This is a genomic window from Nostoc sp. (genome assembly GCF_036917315.1).
Classification (GTDB): domain Bacteria; phylum Cyanobacteriota; class Cyanobacteriia; order Cyanobacteriales; family Nostocaceae; genus Nostoc.
In genome coordinates this window covers 211119-227906 of sequence record NZ_JBALDR010000050.1, presented here as the reverse complement: position 1 = coordinate 227906, position 16788 = coordinate 211119, and the positions used below count along the sequence as shown (strand labels likewise).

At 43.7% G+C, this 16788-nt stretch carries 14 protein-coding genes; 5 read left to right on the top strand and 9 right to left on the bottom strand.

Annotation, left to right across the window (positions count from 1 at the left end):
• Positions 1-80: 80 nt before the first annotated feature.
• From V7K84_RS24360 to V7K84_RS24350, 3 genes are all read right to left on the bottom strand, one after another.
• Positions 81-878, bottom strand: coding sequence for a phytochelatin synthase family protein (locus V7K84_RS24360; protein ID WP_334841828.1), 798 nt, complete (start codon positions 876-878; stop codon positions 81-83).
• An 82-nt stretch (positions 879-960) separates the two neighbouring features.
• Positions 961-1110: a pentapeptide repeat-containing protein gene (locus tag V7K84_RS24355; protein ID WP_334841856.1), complete on the bottom strand. Its 150-nt coding sequence runs from the start codon at positions 1108-1110 to the stop codon at positions 961-963.
• Between the two features lie 13 nt (positions 1111-1123).
• Positions 1124-1855 (bottom strand): MBL fold metallo-hydrolase, encoded by a 732-nt coding sequence (locus V7K84_RS24350; RefSeq protein WP_334841827.1) that lies wholly within the window; start codon positions 1853-1855, stop codon positions 1124-1126.
• 193 nt (positions 1856-2048) lie between these two features.
• Between V7K84_RS24350 and V7K84_RS24345 the strand changes: the two genes are divergently transcribed.
• Complete coding sequence (locus V7K84_RS24345; protein WP_334841854.1) at positions 2049-3569, top strand: site-2 protease family protein; 1521 nt, start codon at positions 2049-2051, stop codon at positions 3567-3569.
• 35 nt (positions 3570-3604) lie between these two features.
• Here V7K84_RS24345 and V7K84_RS24340 read toward each other — a convergent pair whose 3' ends face one another.
• The 6 genes from V7K84_RS24340 to V7K84_RS24320 all read right to left on the bottom strand — a co-directional run bounded on the left by V7K84_RS24340 (position 3605) and on the right by V7K84_RS24320 (position 8367).
• Positions 3605-4861, bottom strand: coding sequence for an FAD-dependent hydroxylase (locus V7K84_RS24340; RefSeq protein WP_334841826.1), 1257 nt, complete (start codon positions 4859-4861; stop codon positions 3605-3607).
• Positions 4862-5058: 197 nt separating this feature from the next.
• Positions 5059-5937, bottom strand: a complete 879-nt coding sequence (locus tag V7K84_RS24335) for an N-acetylmuramoyl-L-alanine amidase (protein ID WP_334841824.1) — start codon at positions 5935-5937, stop codon at positions 5059-5061.
• Between the two features lie 174 nt (positions 5938-6111).
• Positions 6112-6219, bottom strand: a complete 108-nt coding sequence (locus tag V7K84_RS34325) for a hypothetical protein (RefSeq protein WP_442940989.1) — start codon at positions 6217-6219, stop codon at positions 6112-6114.
• Positions 6220-6231: 12 nt separating this feature from the next.
• On the bottom strand, positions 6232-7161 hold the full coding sequence (locus tag V7K84_RS24330; protein WP_334841822.1) for a leucine-rich repeat domain-containing protein: 930 nt from the start codon (positions 7159-7161) through the stop codon (positions 6232-6234).
• A 179-nt stretch (positions 7162-7340) separates the two neighbouring features.
• The gene (locus V7K84_RS24325) at positions 7341-7613 is read right to left on the bottom strand and encodes a hypothetical protein (RefSeq protein ID WP_334841820.1); all 273 of its coding nucleotides are present in this window, start codon (positions 7611-7613) and stop codon (positions 7341-7343) included.
• A gap of 124 nt (positions 7614-7737) precedes the next feature.
• Positions 7738-8367, bottom strand: a complete 630-nt coding sequence (locus V7K84_RS24320; protein ID WP_334841819.1) for a DUF4126 domain-containing protein — start codon at positions 8365-8367, stop codon at positions 7738-7740.
• A 663-nt stretch (positions 8368-9030) separates the two neighbouring features.
• On the opposite strand from V7K84_RS24320, the gene metH reads away from it, so the two are divergent.
• The 4 genes from metH to rpmB all read left to right on the top strand — a co-directional run bounded on the left by metH (position 9031) and on the right by rpmB (position 16420).
• A complete protein-coding gene (gene metH, locus V7K84_RS24315; protein ID WP_334841818.1) occupies positions 9031-12558 on the top strand; it encodes a methionine synthase in 3528 nt (1175 codons plus the stop codon).
• 572 nt (positions 12559-13130) lie between these two features.
• Positions 13131-13772, top strand: coding sequence for a class I SAM-dependent methyltransferase (locus tag V7K84_RS24310; RefSeq protein WP_094350733.1), 642 nt, complete (start codon positions 13131-13133; stop codon positions 13770-13772).
• Positions 13773-14015: 243 nt separating this feature from the next.
• Positions 14016-16001 (top strand): molecular chaperone HtpG, encoded by a 1986-nt coding sequence (gene htpG, locus V7K84_RS24305; protein ID WP_334841817.1) that lies wholly within the window; start codon positions 14016-14018, stop codon positions 15999-16001.
• A gap of 182 nt (positions 16002-16183) precedes the next feature.
• Positions 16184-16420 (top strand): 50S ribosomal protein L28, encoded by a 237-nt coding sequence (rpmB, locus tag V7K84_RS24300; protein WP_094350731.1) that lies wholly within the window; start codon positions 16184-16186, stop codon positions 16418-16420.
• Positions 16421-16788 lie beyond the last annotated feature (368 nt).

Genomic DNA, 16788 nt, shown 5'->3' with positions numbered 1-16788 from the left:
TTCTCTGTGTCTCCTCTGGGGTAAGCCGCTTCTCTACGAACGCGAACAGCGTGTCGCAGACAGACGCTCTGCGAATGCGCCTACCTCTTAACTATTAAGTATCCCCGCGTTTTCTTGGTAAGAACATCAACAGTATTCATCGCCGCCCAAAGTGTTGAGGCTGAAACCCAAACAGGAGGATATTTATAAGTCGATACGTCCAGAATTAGAAATTTATCCATTTTCTCGGAATAAGCTGCGATCGGAGAGATATGCCCTCCACCAGTTTGCTCTATCTGCGAACGGTCGTAATTGACAATTATGAAATCTTTATCGTGTTTTAAATTTGCTTTGGCTTGGGTACGGAATTGTTCTAACGTAGTGCTTGATGCATGATATATCTCCACAGTACGATTATGGCTTTGCACAAGTGCTGCTAGCTCATCAAGGCTCATACCAAAAAAAGTGACTAAATAAGGTGAGCGAACACTTTGAGCAACGCCATTGAAAAAACTTTCTTGATCGAGACGCTGATACTTACTTTCACCTTTGCCTAAAGCATTAAGCACCGTTACTGCACTGGCAACACCACAATAAGCGGGACGTTTTTGAGTTTCTAGATAAGTAATAAGTGGCGTGTAATCTTGTTTTATCTGAGTAGAACTTAATATTTTCTGCCCTACTGATGATTCTAAAGAAATCAGATTTTGCGAAAGTGGCAACCGTTTTATGGGCGGCGGTACAAATGCATAATATCCTACTGCTGCAACACCACTAATACCTAATAATCCAGTGACACTGCCTATAATCGCAGCAATTTGCCGAACTCGACTCTTTGCTTCATTAGTCGGAGGTTTTATTTTTGTTACTTGCTGCTGAAAGCTTTTATTATCTTCCATTGTCTACTTTCTGCTGATTTTTCCAAAGTTTTAGTGTAAACAGCTACTTCCACTTATCTTAATCCGATGCATAACCATGCTGTCATTTTTTCGGATGAATAGTAGCGTATATATCTGCGCCACTGAAGTCAATGTTACTAAAGTTACTTCCTCGTAAATTAACACGCCTTAAACTGACTCCAGAAAAACCTCGCTCCCCAGCAGTATACTGACATTTATGATGAGAGCGAATAGCCCTGCGACCTCTAAAGTGGTTGTATCCCCAGCAAACCTGGTAAATCTAGAGAGGCGAGGTGTTGATAAGCTCGATCTATAACTCGCTTACCTCTAAGAAACCCTGTATTAGCTCCAGGACAAATATACTGGAGAGTTTCTGGTGTAAAACGTTCTAACAATAATTGAAGGCTCTGAATTTGCCTTGGCCAGTGAAAGGTTTTAGCTGTCCGTAATGGTACTGCTTGACCGTGCTGGTTAGGGAGTAAATGGCGACCAGAAAATAATATACCTCCAAGTTCGCTGTAGTAGAGACAAGATGAGCCGGGAGAATGTCCTGGTGTCCAAATCACTTGTGTTGCAGCATCAAGAGTAAATTCTTGCCTAAAGGTAGTTACGGTTAAGCCTGGTAATAAATACGCTTCTTGCTCTTGAATCAGCACCTCGCAATCAAAGTCTTGCTGAAATTCAGCAGTCTTGCCAATGGCGCCGCGATGGGTGATAAATAACCAACGCACGCCTCCATGCGATCGCAAAAAATCTTGATTTGTTTTTTCTAGTGCAGGGCAATCTATGAGGATATTGCCTTCATTTCTTACAATAAAATAAGAGGTTCCCCCTAATGTGTCCCGATTGGGTGGAAAAGCAAAAATGCTCTCTTGTGCGAAGTCCGATTGCAGAGAACCTCCGCTGAGTACTTCGTCCGGGAAGACAGCCCGTGGTGGCTTAGTTGTATGACTTGGCTGTTGAGGTAAAGGGCACATAATCAAAGAACCGAAACTGAGGAGTTGTGGACAATTTGATTACAGTGCGGAAATTCTCAAGAATTGCAACTTGAGCATTAACCAGCACTGTTAACCATTGTGAAGAAAATTGGGATTTGAGGTCTGCCTTGTAGTTAATGCTATGGTGCTGAAGCTACTGGTGGGGCGTTTTGTCAAAATTACTGAAGAGAACATGGCATTTTGGTTTCTGTTTATCCTCCTGCTGGGGCTAGCTACTTATCTAATGGTGCAGCGCAGTGTTGCTCTCATTACCCGCACACCAGTATGGTTGTTGTGGCTGGTTTTAATGACACCAGCATTCCTGTTGAGTGGATGGACGCTAATCTACGGGGCGAAACAACCTCCACCACCAGGGCTGATCCTCTGGTCGGTATTTGTCTGCACAGTCTTGTACTGGATGTTGTTTCAATGGGGGCGTCAAGTACCAAGAGATACACAGACCGAAGCCCAAACCCCAGCCTCAGAATCACAACCGACTATCCAGCCTACCCCAGAACCAATAGTGCGTCCCATTGAACCAGGCGAAGAAACTCAACTGCGAAATTGTTTTCCTTGGTCTGTATACTACGTTCAAAATATTGAGTATCGTCCACAATCTGTGATTTGCCGGGGTCAGTTGCGAACTCAAGCCAGCAACGCTTACCAGCAGATTAAAACTAATATTGAAGCACAATTTGGCGATCGCTTCTTGCTGATTTTTCAAGAAGGTTTAAATGAGAAACCTTTCTTTGTGTTGGTTCCTAACGTTCAAGCTGCTAAAGAGAGAAATACACCACGACGCGACCAAGAACGCTTAACTCGGCCAGGATTAGCGCTGATACTGCTAGCAGCTACTTTGATCACCACTACCTTGGTGGGAGTGGAAAATGCTGGTGTTACTCTGCCGCCTATCTGGCAAATTGGATCTTTGTTCAAACTTCTATCTAACCCAGAGGTCCTATTCAAGGGATTACCTTATGCTTTAGGGCTGATGGCTATTTTGGGTACTCACGAACTTGGGCATTATTTGACAGCTAAATTCTACAAGATTCGCTCGACGTTGCCTTACTTTATTCCCGTGCCTTTCTTCTTGGGAACTTTTGGCGCATTTATTCAGATGCGTAGTCCTATTCCTAACCGCAAAGCTTTATTTGATATTAGTATCGCTGGGCCAATTGCAGGTTTTGTTATTACCTTGCCATTACTAATATGGGGTTTAGCTCATTCTGATATAGTTTCGCTGACTGAAAAAACCCGACTTTTAAATCCTGATGCTCTCAATCCCAAGTATTCAATTTTACTGGCTATACTCTCGAAGTTAGCTTTGGGAAGTCAGTTAACAGCAAAATCAGCCCTCGATTTGCATCCAGTTGCAGTAGCAGGTTTTTTAGGACTAATTGTCACAGCCTTAAATTTAATGCCTGTGGGACAATTAGATGGAGGTCACATTGTCCATGCAATGTTTGGACAACGAACTGCGATCGTAATTGGTCAAATTGCTCGCGTGTTGTTGCTGCTACTTTCTTTAGTTCGGGAAGAATTTTTGGTGTGGGCGATTATCTTATTATTTATGCCGTTGATTGATGAACCTGCGCTGAATGATGTCACTGAACTGGATAACAAACGTGACGTTTGGGGGTTACTGGCAATGGCTTTGTTGATTGTAATTATTCTGCCATTACCGCAAGCGATCGCTAACTTTTTGCAAATTTAATCAAGTAAACATATCAGCGATCGCGTTCTCAAGTCTTAGCGTTTTGCTAATTCTGGAGTCCGCCCCTTTAAGCCAATCATCAATTTCAGCATAAATACTTTTAATATCGGTACTCGCTGCAAGAACCATAAACCCAAGCGACGAACTACCACCACAGGGAAGAAATTATTAGAAAACATCCGATCTAACAAATCGGTGAAACCTAAAATTGTCAAATTCTCTAGCTTGCGCCAGCGTTCATAACTTTTGAGAATCTTAATATCGCCAATATCTTTACCCGCCTTGTGCGCTGCTTGAATTACTTGCGCTAAAGCCGCTGCATCCCGAATGCCCAAATTTAAACCTTGTCCGCCGACGGGATGGCAATTGTGCGCCGCATCACCAATTAATGCTAGGCGGGGGAGAACATAGCGATCGCTTTGCATGAGTTGTACTTGAAAAACAAAGCGATCGCCTAGTAATTCCAATTTACCCATCTGATCGCCATAGCGGCGGGTTAGTTCCGCCAAAAATTGCTCGTCATTTAAAGCACACAAAGCTTTTGCTTCTTCGTGGGGGGCAGTCCAGACAATGCGGCAACGGTTCCCCGGTAAAGGTAAAATCGCAAAAGGCCCACTAGACCAAAATCTTTCGTAAGCGGTGTTATTGTGGGGTTTTTCTGGTTTGACAAATGCCACAATGCAAGATTGCCAATATTTCCAGCCCGAAGTTTTGATTCCAGCAGCTTGCCGAATTGGCGATCGCGATCCATCTGCTGCTACAACTAATTTGCTGCGAACTATCTTTAGGCGATCGGCAATTTTTATCTCAATGGCGACTATATTCTGCTGGTACTGCGTATTTACCACTTCCGCCGGACACAGATAAGTCACATTGGGGCAATTTTGGACGAAATCTTGCAACGGCTGCAACAGGGCTTGGTGTTCCGCCACATAACCCAACTCTGCTGTATTTATATCATCTGTGGTAAATTCCACCACATCGGGATGATCGGCATCCGAAAGACGGACTCGGCAATACTTGGCGATTTGCGGCAACATTTTGTCCCAAACACCAATACCTTCATAAATCAGCGACGAAAGTTTGTGAACTGCATAAGCTTGTCCCTTGGCTACCGCCGCTGATGCCACTTTCGCCTCAATCAGCAAGACACTCAAGCCAGAATCTTTTAAAGCAGAGGCTAGAGTTAACCCAATAATCCCACCGCCGACAATTACCAAATCATATTCATATCCCCGCTCATTTGGCGGCGTTAGTTGAGGGGAAATTTGCTCAAGCTGCGTTATGGTCATTGTTAAGTTAGATTACAGCGTCTTAACTCTTATTTTGACGCGATCGCGCCTTCTTGAGCAAGTTAACAATTCAAAATTAAATAGGACTTATGCACTCAAAAACCTGAAAACTCGATCCCCCCTAACCCCCCTTTTTAAGGGGGGGATATAAAAAGCCCCCTTTTTAAGGGGGTTGGGGGATCTCTTATTCATCTGAATTATTTGCTGACTCGATAAATTGGTCTAACCTGACGATAAGTATTAAGTAAGCTGAGAAATTTATGACCATCAAAATTTATCGGGTCAACTTTTTTACCAGAACGGTCTACTAAATGGTGCGTAGTGATGCGATCGTCTGGAACTTGACTTTGAGCAATTAACCAAGCAAGAGAATGATATTGAGCCTCCGTGTAGCCGCTATGGGTTTGTTGACTGCCACTGTCATAACTATCTGGCGGTGTTTCCAAAGAGACGTGATAAGCAAAATTATTTACAGACGCGGGTAAAGTTGGATTAGTCTGCACAGTTTCCACTCCCTGAGAACCATCAAACACAGAGTTAGCTGCACCAAAAGCCCGCTTGTCTGGTGGTACTAGATAAACTACCGTTCCGTCTAACTTGATTAAAGCGTGGTAACTTGCTTGCACACCTTCATCAGTATGGGCTACTTGAAAGAAATTGATGGCGCTAGAAGCAGAATAACCAGTTTCATGGATGACGATAATTGGTTGGTTGCTGAGAGGAATGCCATTAACATCTTGGGTGTAACGTTCACCATAGTTACTTGGATCGACTGAAGCAACTTGATAATTAGGTCTGTACTGTGCAAAAGCTTGAGTGGTTATGTACCTTGCTAAAGGCTGGTTAGTCTTGACTGGGGACTTGATAACATTTTGAAATTTCTTCTCTGGCTCTTTCGCTGATTGAAATTGCGCCTGGGGATATTTACTGAAAGCTGTAACCTGTGGATTGGATGCACGGGAGGTTGTCGGATTGTTGTGTAATTTTGTTGCTCGTCCAATTAGCAGCACTGCAATTAAAGTGGCGAACATCAGCCAGATTAGTAGTACCCTAGTCACCCAGTCTGTAAACTTCATTTTTATAATACCCGTAAAACGGTAGATATTAATTTATAGCTAAACTGGCGTGTCAGTTGTAGAGGCGCACTTCCGTAAACCCCTACCGCTTATAGTATCCAAATAATAATCGCTATAATACCTTAATTCTAGTCAAATATACCTTGATAATCCCTGCAATGGTGCTGTTAAAAGCTATTTAATTTCAATGCCGTGGGTAGTGGATTGGTGGGTGTGAAAATCTTCATCGTGTAGCGCTGTTAATGATGTTTTACCCACATTCTCTTCACCAACTACTAGCAGTTTAGAAAGATATTATCCTTTAGCTTCTAACCTGGCTCGAAGATAGTTCAAAATTGCCTGCGTTCCCTGCTCAACAATTTTAGGCGGCGGCGAGCTTAATTGTGGATTATTAGAGAGGAATAGCTCAGTCAAATTTGAGAGTTGGCTGATTTCTGGCGGCAGGCTATTCAATTGATTGCCAGAGAGGACTAGCTTTGTCAAGTTGGAGAGTTGGCTGATTTCTGTCGGCAGACTGCTGAGTTGATTTTTATAGAGGCATAGCCAAGTCAAGTTTGAGAGTTGGCTGATTTCTGGCGGCAGGCTACTGAGTTGATTTTCATCGAGGACTAGCTTTGTCAAGTTTGAGAGTTGACTGATTTCTGACGGCAGGCTACTCAATTGATTGTGAATGAGGACTAGCTTTGTCAAGTTTGAGAGTTGGCTGATTTCTGGCGGCAGGCTACTCAATTGATTGCAAGAGAGGTATAACTCAGCCAAGTTTGAGAGTTGCCTGATTTCTGGTAGCAGGCTGCTGAATTGATTGTTATTGAGGGATAGGCTTGTCAAGTTTGAGAGTTGGCTGATTTCTGGCGGCAGGCTATTGAGTTGATTGTAAGAGAGGTCTAGCCTTGTTAAGTTTGAGAGTTGGCTGATTTCTGGCGGTAGGCTACTCAATTTATTGCCAGAGAGGAATAGCTCAGTCAAATTGGAGAGTTGGCTGATTTCTAGCGGTAGACTATTGAGTTGATTGTAAGAGAGGTCTAGCCTTGTTAAGTTGGAAAGTTGGCTGAATTCTGGCGGCAGACTACTGAGTTGATTTTGATAGAGGCATAGCTCAGTCAAGTTGGAGAGTTGGCTAATTTCTGACGGCAGGTTGTTGAGTTGATTGTAAGAGAGGTCTAGCACCGTTTCCTTTTCCCTTGCAGCTCGTTCAATAATTTGCAACAGTTCTTCGTTTGTCACGTGCAAACCTCACCAACTCTGTAGCGATATTTACCAGATTAGTGTATCGCAGGTTATGGGGAGTGGGGCTAGATTAATGTGTTCTATCTGCATAGAAAGGGCTGTAATGTTTAAATTAGCAGGGTGCGTAGGTGTAGCCCGTTGTAGACATCACTACCCTCGCAATAACATTCACTCATTCACGAGTATAAAAGACTCGTTAACGGAGATAAAAGACTCATTGACAAAGCTCTGAGGTTCATCGACGAAGCTCTGAGGTTCATCGACGAAGCTCTGAGGTTCATCGACGAAGCTCTGAGGTTCATCGACGAAGCTCTGAGGTTCATCGACGAAGCTTTGAGGTTCATCGACGAAGCTTTGAGGTTCATCGACGAAGCTCTGAGGTTCATCGACGAAGCTTTGAGGTTCATCGACGAAGCTCTGAGGTTCATCGACGAAGCTCTGAGGTTCATTCACGAGTATCAAAGGTGCGTTACGCTTTCGCGCTAACACACTCTAAGACTGCGATCGCTTTATAATTGCGATGTCTACGACGGGCTATTCGGTGTCGCAGCTATGAAATCAATCCATAACTACTTATCCCAATTCTCTTGAGGGAGAGACGGTTTCGTTAATTTGAGAAGATGGTTTATTCAAGAAGAAATTCCAGAGCCTTTGAATAGCTATTATCAGTAAACCAATCACGATCGTTCCTGCTACCACTGGTAAAGCTAGCGCCAGCAAAGACAGTCCGATTGCAATGACCAACTCAATGGTTGACACAACTGGATTGGTTAATCCACCGGAAACGCCTGTAGAACTTATCCGCAATATATTCGTTAATCCCTGAGTTAATCCTGCGGTTCCACCACCAGCAACTAAAGCTAACGTCCATTGCACCAGTGGATTCATCTCTGGAGCAACAGATGCTGTGACAATTGTCCCGGCGATAAATGCCGCAGGTGTGGCTACAATATCCAGCAGATGATCCAACCAAGGAATGTAATACCCGATAATTTCCAGCGAACAAGCGACTGCAAAAACAATTACAGCTTGAGGTGTTTCTACCCAATCAAAGTTAGTCGGCAAATCTAAATGTCCAAAAACTGAAGCCACACTCAATGCTAGCAGTGGTACAAATACTCTGAAGCCAGCCGCCGCGCTCAAACTAATCCCCAGTAATAATTCAATAAATGTATTTAGATTAAACAAAGAATTTAAATCCATAGTAGGACTCAAGTTATACTCCTGGTGTTTTTTCCATCTTTGAGCTGAACGCAGTGACAACTCTAAGCTGTGATTCCAAGATAAGAAACTTGGCGGAAATATTTCATCTGACTATATGTAGAATCAAGTGAAACCCCACCTGTGCCAATACTGTGTAGGTTTTGCCTAAAAAATAACTCCAATGTAGGTTGCGTTTCCTTCCTCAACTCAACATTTTCAGGACTTTGTTTGTGAGCCAGCGACTTCTAGAGTGATATCATATCCGCATAATTTAGTTATGCTAGCCACAGTCATTACACCCCACCCCCCGATGCTTTGGCTACGGTGTACACACAAGTCACCAGTTTTATCCCAATACGCTTGGGATAAGCCAGAAACCCCTCATGTAGAGACGCGATTTATCGCGTCTAAAAAACTGACACGTTAGAGAGACGCGATAAATCGCCGTCTCTACAAAGAATGGACTCATCAATTATTCCTTGACGGCTTTTGCATAATTCTGTCGTCGTCAATCTTGAGAAATCAGGTCAAAATGAGCGAATAGTGAGTTTCAGCAAAACAGACTTTATGAAAAGATGCCGAAAATATCACAATCTTGGAAAATAATAAAGTAAGTCGAGTATCACAAGACTCACTTGATATCCTCATTTCTTCTAGGAAAATATGACTCATCCTTTCCTTGAACGCCTGCGTAGTCCAGATAGCCCAGTCCTCGTCTTCGACGGGGCGATGGGAACTAACTTACAAACCCAAAACCTGACTGCTGAAGACTTCGGCGGCGCACAGTATGAAGGTTGTAACGAATACTTAGTCCACACGAAACCCGAAGCAGTCGCTAAGGTTCACCGCGACTTCCTCGCTGCTGGTGCTGATGTCATTGAAACCGATACCTTTGGCAGTACGTCCCTGGTGCTGGCAGAATATGACTTGGCAGACCAAGCCTACTACCTCAGTAAGACAGCCGCAGAATTGGCGAAGCGTGTAGCGGCGGAATTTTCCACGCCAGAAAAACCCCGGTTTGTGGCAGGTTCCATCGGCCCCACAACGAAACTCCCTACCTTGGGACATATTGACTTTGACACTATGAAAGCTACTTTTGCCGAACAAGCAGAAGCGCTGTGGGATGGTGGTGTCGATTTATTCCTGGTGGAAACTTGCCAAGATGTGCTGCAAATTAAGGCGGCGCTGAATGCCATTGAAGAAGTGTTTGCCAAAAAAGGCGATCGCCGTCCGTTGATGGTGTCTGTGACAATGGAAAGCATGGGCACAATGTTGGTTGGTTCAGAAATCAGTGCGGTGCTGACAATTTTGGCACCTTACCCAATTGATATTCTCGGTCTAAACTGTGCCACAGGTCCGGACTTGATGAAACCACATATCAAGTATTTGGCAGAACATTCACCTTTTATAGTTTCTTGTATACCCAACGCGGGTTTACCTGAGAACGTCGGCGGTCAAGCGCACTACCGCCTAACACCGTTAGAATTACGGATGTCGCTGATGCATTTTGTTGAAGATTTGGGTGTCCAAGTGATCGGGGGTTGCTGTGGGACGCGTCCAGAACACATTCAACAATTGGCAGAACTTGCTAAAGACCTGAAGCCAAAAGTTAGACAACCTAGCTTAGAACCAGCAGCAGCATCAATTTACACCACTCAGCCTTACGATCAAGATAATTCTTTCTTGATTGTTGGCGAACGTCTTAACGCCAGTGGTTCCAAGAAGTGCCGCGATTTGCTAAATGCCGAAGATTGGGATGGACTCGTTTCAATGGCGAGGGCGCAAGTCAAAGAAGGCGCACACATCCTTGATGTCAACGTCGATTATGTGGGACGCGACGGCGTGCGAGATATGCACGAATTAGTTTCGCGCATTGTCAATAATGTGACATTGCCTTTAATGCTTGACTCCACCGAATGGGAAAAGATGGAGGCGGGTTTAAAGGTTGCCGGTGGTAAGTGTTTGCTGAACTCCACCAACTACGAAGATGGGGAAGAGCGCTTTTTGAAAGTGTTGGATTTAGCCAAAAAGTACGGTGCTGGTGTAGTCATTGGTACTATCGATGAAGATGGAATGGCGCGGACAGCAGATAAGAAATTTGCGATCGCCCAACGCGCATACCGTCAAGCTGTAGAATACGGCATACCACCCACAGAAATATTCTTTGATACCCTCGCGTTACCAATTTCCACCGGGATTGAAGAAGACCGAGAAAACGGTAAAGCCACAATTGAATCTATCCAGCGGATTCGTGAAGGATTGCCTGGATGTCATGTGATTTTGGGTGTTTCCAATATTTCCTTTGGTTTGAATCCAGCCTCGCGGATGGTGCTGAACTCGGTGTTTTTACACGAGGCGACGACGGCGGGAATGGATGCAGCCATTGTCAGCGCTAACAAAATTTTACCGCTCTCGAAGATTGACGCGCGCCATCAAGAAATCTGTCGGCAGTTAATTTATGATGAGCGGAAATTTGAAGGTAATGTTTGCGTTTACGATCCCTTGGGAGAGCTTACCACAGCCTTTGCCGGGGTGACAACTAAGCGCGATCGCTCCTTAGATGAAAGTCTCCCCATCCCAGAACGCCTGAAACGCCACATCATCGACGGCGAACGCATTGGCTTAGAAGAACATCTGAAAAAAGCCTTAGAAGAACATCCCCCCTTAGAAATTATCAACACCTTTTTGCTAGATGGCATGAAAGTTGTCGGGGAATTATTCGGTTCTGGACAAATGCAGCTACCCTTCGTCTTGCAATCTGCGGAAACCATGAAAGCGGCGGTGGCGTTTCTCGAACCCTTCATGGAAAAATCAGAATCAGGCAACAACGCCAAGGGAACCTTTATCATTGCCACAGTTAAAGGCGATGTCCACGACATTGGTAAAAACTTGGTAGATATCATCTTGTCCAACAACGGCTATAAGGTGATTAACCTGGGAATTAAGCAGCCGGTGGAAAATATCATCAACGCTTACGAACAGCACAAAGCTGATTGTATTGCCATGAGTGGTTTGTTGGTGAAATCCACCGCCTTCATGAAAGAGAACTTGGAGGTATTCAATGAAAAGGGAATTAGTGTCCCCGTGATTTTAGGTGGTGCGGCGCTGACTCCCAAATTTGTGTATGAAGATTGCCAAAATACCTACAAAGGTAAAGTTGTTTATGGCAAAGATGCCTTTTCTGACTTGCACTTCATGGATAAATTAATGCCAGCAAAAGCTGCTGATAACTGGCAAGATTTGCAAGGATTTTTGAACGAAGTTGAAACGGCTGAAGTTTCGACAAATGGTCACAAAGAACCAAAAGCTACAACTGCTGAAGAAACATCTGCTGAACCAAAAGTAGTAGATACAAGACGTTCCGAAGCTGTGGCTGTAGATATTGAACGTCCCACCCCACCTTTTTGGGGAACGAAATTGTTGCAGCCTAGCGATATTCCCATCGAGGAAATATTCTGGCATTTAGATTTACAAGCTTTAATTGCTGGACAATGGCAATTCCGCAAACCAAAGGAACAATCTAAGGAAGAATATCAGGCTTTCTTGGCTGAGAAAGTATACCCAGTTTTAGAAACTTGGAAACAGCGAATTATTGAAGAAAATCTGTTGCATCCCCAGGTGATTTATGGGTATTTCCCTTGTCAGTCTGAGGGAAATTCTCTACACATATATGACTCAGAGAATCAATCACAGCAGGTTACGACTTTCGAGTTTCCCAGACAGAAGTCTTTAAGGCGGCTGTGCATAGCAGATTTCTTTGCACCGAAGGAATCGGGAATCATTGATGTCTTCCCAATGCAAGCGGTGACTGTAGGGGAAATTGCCACAGAGTTCGCTCAAAAGCTGTTTGCCGCCAATCAATACACCGATTATCTGTATTTCCACGGTATGGCGGTGCAGGTAGCGGAAGCTGTAGCTGAATGGACACACGCCAGAATTCGCCGGGAGTTAGGTTTTGCTGCTGAAGAACCCGACAATATTCGGGATATGTTGGCACAACGCTATCGTGGCTCGCGGTATAGTTTTGGGTATCCAGCTTGTCCAAATATTCAAGACCAATACAAGCAACTGGAGTTATTGCAGACTGACAGGATTAACTTGTATATGGATGAAAGCGAACAACTTTATCCAGAACAGTCTACCACTGCGATTATTACCTATCACCCGTTAGCCAAATACTTTAGCGCGTAGAATCCTACTCGTTAACCCAATACGCTTGGTGTTAGTGATATTTTGCCCTTAAAGATCCGCCTTCAAAGCCTCTCTCTTTCTAGGCTACTGTGTACACACAAGTCCTTCTCACCCCCTCTAACTCCCCCTTGCCAAGCAGGGCTGTTTCATTCGATCTCTTAAAGATTTTGTCAAGAGTATGAGTCAGAAATTTGCTTGATTGGGGAAAATAAAAGCTACCACCTCAACGAGTAAATTTAAGTGCGATCGCGATTTTATTGCCCAATCAGATTTTTTAGTCACCTGACTTTTTTGCTTGAAACGCTTGTAAATCAGAGTCTTTTAGGGAATGAAACAGCCCTGCCCTTGCCAAGGGGGAGAACCGGATTATTTCCCCCCTTTACAAGGGGGGATTAAGGGGGGTAAATCCAGGGTTTGGGCATCATTACTAAGATGTGTGTACACCGTAGCCTTCTAGGAGATGTATTGTATACAAACGAAACAAGGTACTGTTACTTTGATGATTGTTTCGGGAATCCTGTAGTTGTATACCCACCAAATTTATTAATCTCTCAGCTTAGGTAGGCTTATTTATGCAACTCATCAGCTCGTTAGATATTAGAAATTCAGAATATTTATCCAAAAATCGCCTCATCAGTTACCATCACCAGTTGCGTCTAATTTTTTCGCTGGGTAATCAGGTAAAAAACGTTCTGGAAATTGGGATTTTTAATTCTCTGTTAACAGACATCTTGAAGAATAATGGATACAACGTCTCCACTGCTGATGTTGACCCCAGCCTCAAACCAGAAATAATTTTGGATTTGACTACAGATTTTTCCTTACCAAAAGATAAATTTGATGCGATTGTCCTGTTTCAAGTGCTAGAACACTTCCCCTACGAACAGTCAGAAGAAGCATTGAGAAAACTTGCTATTGCAACTAAGAAATTTTTGGTGATTTCGATTCCCTATTGCACTCAATACCTCTCGTTTCAGGTCAAAACCTCTTTCTCAGGCAGACCAAGGCATTTACTATTCAATGTTCCCAAATTCTGGAGTACAACGCCAGTCTGTGACGAACACTGCTGGGAAATGGGTTTAAAAGGTTATCCGAAAACGCGGATTTTAAACTCTGTTGCCAAAGCTGGGTTAACTGTTAAGCAAGAATTTATCGATCCCACTTATCCATACCATTATTTTTTGGTGTTGGAGAAAAATTCTAGTAATACTTAAACAGCAATCTGTGGGGAGTGGAAAGTCGGAAGTAGGGGAATCCGAATCAGAAAATGGCGGCAAACAATGCTCAAAAAAGGTGCGTAGGCGCAGCCCGTCGTAGACATCGCCTCAGCTATGCTTTTAAAATCCTAATTGGTATCATGTCCTTCTGTGTTCTCCGGGTTTATCCTGGAAAACAGATGGCTAGGTTGTATTACCTACTATCATCGTTTCAGATACTAACATCGAAAACTACCAATTATGCTAGAACAAGGCACTATCAGTATTCATACTGATAATATTTTCCCGATCATCAAGAAGTCGCTTTACTCAGATCATCAAATCTTCTTGCGGGAACTGGTATCCAACGCTGTAGACGCCATCCAAAAGCTAAAAATGGTATCCCGCGCCGGCGATTATGCTGGAGACATCGGCGAACCAGAAATTGAAATTGCCATTGACAAAGATAAGAAAACTCTATCCATCTCCGATAACGGTATCGGGATGACCGCAGATGAAGTTAAGAAATATATCAATCAGGTTGCCTTCTCTAGTGCTGAAGAATTTATTCATAAGTATGAAGGCAAATCAGATCAACCAATAATCGGCCACTTCGGTCTTGGTTTCTACTCTTCCTTCATGGTGGCGCAAAAGGTAGAAATTGATACCCTATCCTACCAAGAAGGAGCGCAGGCGGTTCACTGGTCTTGTGATGGTTCTCCAGCTTTCACTCTCGAAGAATCTTCCCGGACAACTCGCGGTACTACTATTATTCTCAGTCTGCAAGGGGAAGAAGAGGAATTTCTCGAATCAGCACGAATTAAGAATCTTGTCAAGACATACTGCGACTTTTTGCCAGTCCCAATTAAACTAGATGGCGAAGTAATAAATAAGCAAAAAGCACCGTGGCGAGAGTCTCCGAGTAATCTTACTCAAGAAGATTATTTAGAGTTTTATCGCTACCTGTATCCTTTTCAGGAAGAACCTTTGTTATGGGTACATCTAAATACAGACTATCCCTTTATCATTAACGGGATTCTGTATTTCCCGAAAATGCGACCGGATGTAGATGTTACGAAAGGGCAGATCAAGCTATTTTGCAATCAAGTTTTTGTCAGCGACAACTGCGAAGAAATTATCCCGCAATTTCTGATGCCAATGCGGGGTGTGATTGATAGTACCGATATTCCCCTAAACGTCTCGCGGAGTGCCTTGCAAGGCGATCGCACCGTGCGAAGAATTGGTGACTACATTGCCAAGAAAGTAGGCGATCGCCTCAAAGAACTTTTCCGCGACAACCGCGAACAATACATTAGCGCGTGGAAAGACCTCGGCACCTTTGTAAAATTCGGCGTTCTCAACGACGAGAAATTCAAAAAACAAATCGAAGATATCATCGTCTTCTGCACCACCGCCAAATTGACAGAAAAAGTTGCGGCTGAAACGCCAGTGGTTGAAGTACAGTCTTCAGACGGCGATGCTTGGCAAGATGTCACTCCTTCACCCAGTTCTGACTCAGCACCCAGCGCTCCCTATACTACGCTGAAAGAGTATCTAGAACGCAACAAAGAACGCAACGAAAACCGAGTTTTCTACAGCACCGATGAAGCAACCCAATCTACATACATAGAACTGCACAAAAATCAAGGTTTGGAAGTCCTGTTTATGGACTCCTTCATTGACACCCACTTTATCAACTTCCTAGAGCGGGAATATCAGGATGTCAAGTTTACGCGGGTAGACTCAGATTTAGACAATACCCTGCTGGAACAAGATAAAGATAAGGAAATTGTCGATCCCAAGACGAATAAAACTCGGAGTGAGACGATCAAAGAGTTATTTGAGAAATCTCTCAACAAACCCAAACTCAACATCCGTACCGAAGCGTTGAAATCAGACGATCCTCAAGGTACACCACCTGCGATCGTGCTTTTACCAGAGATTCTCCGCCGCCTGCGTGAAATGAACGCCATGATGCAGCAGGGAACAGCAGAGTTTCCCGAAGATCACATTTTGCTGGTGAATACAGCTCACCCGCTAATTCAAAATCTGGCAAATCTGAACCAAGGTAGTATTATCCAAGGTGACGGTGAATCGTCTACAGATCAGTTAGTCAACTTGATTTGCCAACACGTTTACGATTTAGCGCTGATGTCTCAGAAAGGATTTGACGCTGAGGGAATGAAATCTTTCGTCGAGCGATCGAATGAGGTACTCACCAAGCTGACGGAACAAGCGAGTAAATAGTGGTGAGTGGGTATTGGGCATTGGGCATTGGTTCAATAACTAATAGTTATTGAACCAATGCCTCCCCTGCCTCCCCTGCTCCTCTGCTCCCTTGCTCCCCTTCCCCCTCATCTCCCCACTTCTGCTGCCTAAGACCTAAAATGGAAAGGCTGTATTAAAATAACAATCTGGAGATACTTGCTATGTCCCGTCGCTGTGAACTAACTGGTAAGAAGGCAAATAACGCCTTTGCTGTTTCCCACTCCCACCGCCGTACTAAACGCCTTCAGCACGCTAATCTGCAAAACAAGCGTGTTTGGTGGGAAGCCGGAAATCGCTGGGTGAGATTAAAGTTGTCTACCAAAGCAATTAAAACCCTACAAATTAATGGGTTAGAAGCAATGGCAAAAGAAGCTGGGATTAACCTGAATCATTACTAAGTAATCTGGATTTCATAACCCAAAACTTTCTTAGGTTGGAATATAGGTAATTCGTAGGGGCGCACAGCTAGCTGTGCGCCCTAATATTTATTACATCTTGAGTAGTAGTCAGGCTTTCTATATTTTGAATTCTGTTGGCAGCAAGAGAGAAATATCGGAATCCGTTTTGATTTGGAGAACTTACTTGGTTTAGTAGGTAAGAGGCAAGAGCAAGAAGGTTTTTTGAATTATACTGAGCTTTTTCACGCAATCAATATGAGTTCTTTATGTAATTTTTAAACTACAGATAAATCCCGGTGTCTCTGAATAAAAATACTCACTAGTTTTCTATTTTTCATAATTGAAGTTACACTGCTCTATACCCAAAA

Excerpts from the sequence above, each read along its gene's own strand:
- V7K84_RS24360 (WP_334841828.1), bottom strand. The coding sequence starts at position 878 with ATGGAAGATAATAAAAGCTTTCAGCAGCAAGTAACAAAAATAAAACCT.
- V7K84_RS24350 (WP_334841827.1), bottom strand. The coding sequence starts at position 1,855 with ATGTGCCCTTTACCTCAACAGCCAAGTCATACAACTAAGCCACCACGG.
- V7K84_RS24345 (WP_334841854.1), top strand. The coding sequence starts at position 2,049 with ATGGCATTTTGGTTTCTGTTTATCCTCCTGCTGGGGCTAGCTACTTAT.
- V7K84_RS24340 (WP_334841826.1), bottom strand. The coding sequence starts at position 4,861 with ATGACCATAACGCAGCTTGAGCAAATTTCCCCTCAACTAACGCCGCCA.
- V7K84_RS24335 (WP_334841824.1), bottom strand. The coding sequence starts at position 5,937 with ATGAAGTTTACAGACTGGGTGACTAGGGTACTACTAATCTGGCTGATG.
- V7K84_RS24325 (WP_334841820.1), bottom strand. The coding sequence starts at position 7,613 with ATGAACCTCAGAGCTTCGTCGATGAACCTCAGAGCTTCGTCGATGAAC.
- V7K84_RS24320 (WP_334841819.1), bottom strand. The coding sequence starts at position 8,367 with ATGGATTTAAATTCTTTGTTTAATCTAAATACATTTATTGAATTATTA.
- metH (WP_334841818.1), top strand. The coding sequence starts at position 9,031 with ATGACTCATCCTTTCCTTGAACGCCTGCGTAGTCCAGATAGCCCAGTC.
- V7K84_RS24310 (WP_094350733.1), top strand. The coding sequence starts at position 13,131 with ATGCAACTCATCAGCTCGTTAGATATTAGAAATTCAGAATATTTATCC.
- htpG (WP_334841817.1), top strand. The coding sequence starts at position 14,016 with ATGCTAGAACAAGGCACTATCAGTATTCATACTGATAATATTTTCCCG.
- rpmB (WP_094350731.1), top strand. The coding sequence starts at position 16,184 with ATGTCCCGTCGCTGTGAACTAACTGGTAAGAAGGCAAATAACGCCTTT.